This is a genomic window from Mesorhizobium sp. M7A.F.Ca.CA.004.04.2.1 (assembly GCF_004022825.1).
Lineage (GTDB): Bacteria > Pseudomonadota > Alphaproteobacteria > Rhizobiales > Rhizobiaceae > Mesorhizobium.
Genome location: NZ_RZPH01000375.1, coordinates 1 through 5,253, shown reverse-complemented (window position 1 = coordinate 5,253; position 5,253 = coordinate 1). Strand labels below are relative to the sequence as shown.

The following is a 5,253-nucleotide window of genomic DNA, read 5'->3' as shown; positions in this document are numbered from 1 at the left end:
CTTTATGTCCTTGGCCGATGCGTTCCTGGCAACGCCCAGCACCTCATAGGGGTCGCGCATGTGCTTACTGCCCTGGAGTAGAGTTGAGTCTCTTGTGCCACCTATATGCGCTCGCATAGGAAGAAATTCCAGTGCTGGAGCAGCATATCAGACGCGGAAAATCAGAGCGCCTTGAAGTCCTGCATGCGCCAGCCGCCGGCGCTGGCCAGGCACAGTTCGCCTTCGAACATGGCAACGCCGTCAAAGCTTTCGCGCGAGGCCTTGAAGCGGCGGCAGGTCTGGCCGTTGTCCTTCAATTCCGCCAGATCGGTGATGGAACCGCGCGAGCCGGTGCCGGCATTGGCCCACGGCACGGCCTGCCCGCCGAGTTGCTCGATGTCGGCCGAGGAAACCGCATTGCCGATCGTCGTCTGGTCGGAGTCGCGATCCAAATTGGCCGGCGCGGCCGAAGCAGACGTGCTGCTGGTCAGGATCGAGCGGTCGACTTCGGCTTTTTCCAGGCTGAAGCCGCCGGCGCCACACGCGGCAAGCGGCAAGGCGAGCGCCACGATCGCGGCTTTCGCGCTGGCCGAAGCGATAACGCTCCATTGCCTGCTGTCAAAAGCTTGCGCGATACGCGACAATCGGCAGCCTCCCCCTTGCTTCGTAAAGAATCTTGGTTTTGTAAGAATCTTGGCTTCGTGACAATTTGAGAAAAACTATGAGTGACACTGAGTTAACAAGCGGTGACTTTACCGAGGCTGCCGAACCGTTTCGCCTCTTTGCCGCATGGCTGGACGACGCCACGAAAAGCGAGCCGAACGACCCCAACGGCGTGGCTCTGGCGACCGTCGATGCCGACGGCATGCCGGATGTGCGTATGGTGTTGCTCAAGGGGTTCGATGAAAGCGGGTTTGTCTTCTACACGAATTTCGAGAGCGCCAAGGGCCAGGAGATTCTTGGCAGCATGAAGGCGGCGATGTGTTTCCATTGGAAGTCGCTGCGCCGCCAGGTGCGCATTCGCGGACCGGTGGAGATCGTCAGCGACGCCGAAGCCGACGCCTACTATGCGACACGGCCGCGCGGCAGCCGCATCGGCGCCTGGGCTTCGAAACAATCGCGGCCGCTGGAAAGCCGCTTTGCGCTGGAGAAAGCGGTGGCGGAATACACGGCACGCTATCCGATCGGCGAGATCCCGCGGCCAAAGCACTGGTCCGGCTTCCGCATCGTGCCCAGCACCATCGAGTTCTGGCACGACAGGCCGTTCCGCCTGCACGACCGGCTCGTTTTTACGCGCAGTGCGAAGGACGGCTGGGACAAGACACGGCTTTATCCCTGAGGCTCAGGCCTTCTTTCTCGTCATGAACGCGGTGAGCGCGGCGCGCGCCTCATCGGACTTCAGCCGCTCGCGAAAATGCTCGCTTTCCACGCCGATGCGGGCGACGAGATCGTCGCGCGAACCACGCATCAGGTTGCGCGCGATCTTCAGCGCCTGTGGTGGCTTGGCGGCGATCTGGCCGGCTGCCGCCAATACCGAAGCCTCCAGCGCTGCTTCCTCGACCACCTCGTAGATCAGGCCGGCGGCCTTGGCGCGCTCGGCCGAAAAACCCTCGCCAAGACCGAGCAGCGCGAAAGCGGCTTGCTGGCCCAGAATGCGCGGTGCCAGCAGGCTCGATCCCGCTTCAGGCACAAGGCCCAGGTCGACGAAAGGCGTCCTGAACACGGTGCGTGGCGTGGCGAAAGTCAGGTCGCAATGCAGGTTGAGCGTCGTGCCGATGCCGACCGCGATGCCGTCGACGCCGGAGACCATGGGTTTTTCGACCTTGGCCAGCGCCATCAGGAAATCCCAGACTTCGGTGCCGCCGTCGCCGCCGGTGGCGACGACCATGAAGTCGGCAAGGTCGTTGCCGGAGGAGAAGGCGCCGGGCACGCCGAGAAAGACATGGACGCGGATGGCCGGGTCGGCGTCGCCCTCGGCCAGGGTTTTTGACATTTTCGCATACATGGAGCGCGTCAGCGCGTTCTTCTTGTCCGGCCGATTCATGCGGATGATCTGGATGGCGCCCTGGCGCTCGACGAGGATATGGTCTGTCACGGTGTTTTCCTTGTGAAACGTCAGGCAGAGACGAGCGTCTTGCCGGCAGCGGCGAGGCTTTCGGCGCCATCAATGACGCGCGCCCTCAAGGCGCTGACCTCGCCGAGCAGGTTTTCGGCAAAGAAACGGCAAAGCGCTATGCGGTTGTGATCGGCAAGAGCACCGCGCGCCAGATAGGCGCCGCCGGCGGCAAGCGAGATCAGCCTGAGATAGGGCGTGGCGCCTGCCAGCGCCTCTTCCGATCGGCCATCGGCCGTCAGTTTTTGCAGGAAGCGGGTCGCTTCGCTGAGATCGCCAAGTGCCGCGTCGAGAGCGGCGGCGGTGCGGACCTCGAACATGCAGGGTTTCGGCCGCACCGCTGCGGCCATATCAGCCAGTTCGGCGATGTAACCATGCACATGGTCGCCACCGCCGAGCGGCAGCTTGCGCATCACCAGATCGATCGCCTGGATACCGTTGGTGCCCTCGTAAATCGGGGCGATGCGCGCATCGCGATAGAAGGCGGCCGCTCCCGTCTCCTCGATGAAGCCCATGCCGCCATGAACCTGGAGGCCGAGCGAGGCAACCTCGACGCCGATATCGGTCGAGAACGCCTTGGCCAGCGGCGTCAGCAGATTGGCGCGATCGCGCCAGTATGCCGCCTCGTCACCGGCGGAGACACGGGCCATGTCGATGGCGTGGGCACAGGAATAGCTGATGGCGCGTGCGGTCTGGGTCAGCGCCTTCATGGTCAACAGGTTACGCTGGACATCGGGGTGATGGACGATAGGCGCCATACCCGTGCCAGTGTAGCTCGCGGCCTTGCCCTGCCGGCGCTCATTGGCATAGGCGATCGCCTTCTGCGTTGCGGCTTCCGCGACCGCCACCCCCTGCATGCCGACACAAAGCCGCGCATTGTTCATCATGGTGAACATGCAGGCGAGCCCCTTGTTCTCCTCGCCGATCAGCCAGCCGACGGCGCCGGGCTTGGCGCCTCCAAAGCCGTCGCCATAGATCATGGTGCAGGTCGGCGAGGCATGGATTCCGAGTTTATGCTCAAGTCCGGAACAGAAGACGTCGTTGCGGGCACCGAGCGCGCCATCGTCGCCAACCAGGAATTTCGGCACCAGGAACAACGATATGCCGCGCGTGCCGGCCGGCGCATCGGGCAGCCTTGCCAGCACGAGATGGATGATGTTGTCGGTGAAATCGTGCTCGCCATAGGTGATGAAGATTTTTTGGCCGAAGATGCGATAGCTGCCGTCACCCGCCGGCTCGGCGCGGGCGCGCAAGGCGGCGAGATCCGAGCCGGCTTGCGGCTCGGTCAGGTTCATCGTGCCCATCCACTCGCCGGAGACGAGCTTTTCGAGATATTTGGCCTTGAGGTCTTCGGAGGCGTGTTTGTCGAGCGCCTCGACCGCGCCCATGGTCAGCGTCGGGCCGATGCCGAAGGCCATGGCGGCGGAGTTCCACATTTCGAGCGCGGCCACGCCGAGCATGGTCGGCAGCGCCTGGCCGCCATATTCCTCAGGCCCCGAGAGCGCATTCCAGCCGCCATCGATCCAGCGGCGATAGAGTTCCTTCCAGCCGGGCGGCGTGGTGACGGCGCCGCCTTTCAGCACCGCACCCTGCCGATCGCCGATCGTGTAGAGCGGTGCGACCTCTTCGGTGGCGAAACGGCCGGCCTCACCCAGAACGGCATCGACCAGGTCCTCGCCGAGATCGCCGAAGGTGCCGGCATCGAGCGCCGACTTCATGCCGGCCACGTGCTTGAGCGTGAAGGCGATATCCTCGACCGGTGCCCTATACATGCCGCCCACTCCTCCTGATTGCATCGGCCTGCCCAACCCTAGAACCGGTGCCGCTGCAAAACCACCCGCCGTATCAGCGGTCTCCCATCTTCTTTTTACGTAAACGTCAAATTTTGTCACGCGGATTTTGCAATCGCGGCGGCGCGTATTAAGTTCAACCCATGCCGGATCAAGTCGACCGGCGATGGATCAGACCAGCCAACCGGAACCGCCTATGCTTGCCAGACCCGACGCCTACCGCTGCATCGAATGCGGCCTGCCCTATCGAGCGGAGGGGTTCTGCTACCATGGGGGCAGACTGGACCATGGTGCCGCCTACTGGTCGGATCGCGGCATTTTGTGCTCGCCGCAATGCTCGCTCGCCCACCACCGCAAACGCGCCGCCGAAGGCACGCTGCGGCAAGAGCCGGCGCCTGACCCGTTTGAATTCTAGCGGCTGATGCGTGGCCAGCTTTTCTGAGGCCAGCCCCGAAAGCACTTCCTTAACCATAGCCGTTCAGGATTTGTTTTTGGTCAACGGGGATTCCCTGTTTTGAAAAGGACGGCGCACCTCCTTCGCCGCTTGAAGAGTGTCGTACCGACACCCTTCAAGCCTCTGTTTCCTGCGCATGTCGTTGCCCCAAAACCGCTGCACACTTTTGGCCGGCATGCGCTGGCGATCCTCGCTCTTGCGGCGACGATGGCGCTTTCGACGGCGGCAACGGCCTCGGATTTCTCCGAGCCGTGGAAGAACGCCGACCGCGCTCTGGTCGTCGATGCCTACGAATATAATTCCATCGACTGGGCCCAGCTCGCCACCGACAAGCGGATCGTGGGCTTCATCAACAAGGCCTCCGACGGCGTGCCGCCCCCCTATTTCTGCTTGGGCAACGACATTGAGGTGAAGCTTTGCAAGGCGCTGTGGAAACGCCATGCGGTGACGCGCGAACTGTTCCAGACGCGCCGGGTGGTGGCCAAGGCACTCGGCCTGAAATGGGGCGCCTATCACCTTGCCCGTCCCGGCAATCCGGTCGAGCAGGCCAACAATTTCCTCGATTTCGCCGAGCCTGCGCCGGACGATCTCATGGCTCTCGACATCGAGGGCAATGACCCCTCGCAATGGATGTCGCTCGACGATGCCGAGGAGTTCGTACGCCAGGTGCATCGGCGCATCGGCCGCTTCCCGGTGCTGTACACCAACGGCAAGACCGCCCAGCATATTGCCGACAACAGGTACCGATACCGGCTCCTGTCGCGGCTGCCGCTCTGGTATGCGCGCTACACCAAGGACATCGACGTGCATTTTCCGATGGGCAACTGGCAAGGCTACGCACTGTGGCAGTTTTCGGCGCAAGCCAATTGCGGCCGTTTCCGCTGCCCTTACAGGGTTGCCGGCACGCCTAACGACAT

General features: G+C 63.0%; 6 protein-coding genes. 3 read left to right on the top strand and 3 right to left on the bottom strand.

The genetic code is table 11. The features are described 5' to 3' along the window. Positions 1 to 161 precede the first annotated feature (161 nt). Entirely contained in the window at positions 162 to 623 is a 462-nt protein-coding gene (locus EN893_RS17630) for an RT0821/Lpp0805 family surface protein (protein WP_127270334.1), read from the bottom strand. 77 nt (positions 624 to 700) lie between these two features. Here EN893_RS17630 and pdxH point away from each other — a divergent pair, with 77 nt between their 5' ends. Next, positions 701 to 1,318, top strand: a complete 618-nt coding sequence (gene pdxH / locus EN893_RS17625; RefSeq protein ID WP_127270335.1) for a pyridoxamine 5'-phosphate oxidase — start codon at positions 701 to 703, stop codon at positions 1,316 to 1,318. 3 nt (positions 1,319 to 1,321) lie between these two features. Here the strand turns inward: pdxH and EN893_RS17620 are convergent, their stop codons facing one another. Then, entirely contained in the window at positions 1,322 to 2,074 is a 753-nt protein-coding gene (locus tag EN893_RS17620) for a crotonase/enoyl-CoA hydratase family protein (protein WP_127270336.1), read from the bottom strand. A gap of 20 nt (positions 2,075 to 2,094) precedes the next feature. Beyond that, on the bottom strand, positions 2,095 to 3,864 hold the full coding sequence (locus tag EN893_RS17615) for an acyl-CoA dehydrogenase (RefSeq protein WP_128361672.1): 1,770 nt from the start codon (positions 3,862 to 3,864) through the stop codon (positions 2,095 to 2,097). Positions 3,865 to 4,078: 214 nt separating this feature from the next. Here EN893_RS17615 and EN893_RS17610 point away from each other — a divergent pair, with 214 nt between their 5' ends. Both EN893_RS17610 and EN893_RS17605 read left to right on the top strand, forming a co-directional pair. Further along, complete coding sequence (locus EN893_RS17610) at positions 4,079 to 4,297, top strand: hypothetical protein (protein ID WP_013532811.1); 219 nt, start codon at positions 4,079 to 4,081, stop codon at positions 4,295 to 4,297. Positions 4,298 to 4,543: 246 nt separating this feature from the next. Then, on the top strand, positions 4,544 to 5,253 hold a 710-nt coding region (locus tag EN893_RS17605; RefSeq protein ID WP_281062486.1), incomplete at its 3' end, for a GH25 family lysozyme.

Excerpts from the sequence above, each read along its gene's own strand:
- EN893_RS17610 (WP_013532811.1), top strand. The coding sequence starts at position 4,079 with ATGCTTGCCAGACCCGACGCCTACCGCTGCATCGAATGCGGCCTGCCC.
- pdxH (WP_127270335.1), top strand. The coding sequence starts at position 701 with ATGAGTGACACTGAGTTAACAAGCGGTGACTTTACCGAGGCTGCCGAA.
- EN893_RS17615 (WP_128361672.1), bottom strand. The coding sequence starts at position 3,864 with ATGTATAGGGCACCGGTCGAGGATATCGCCTTCACGCTCAAGCACGTG.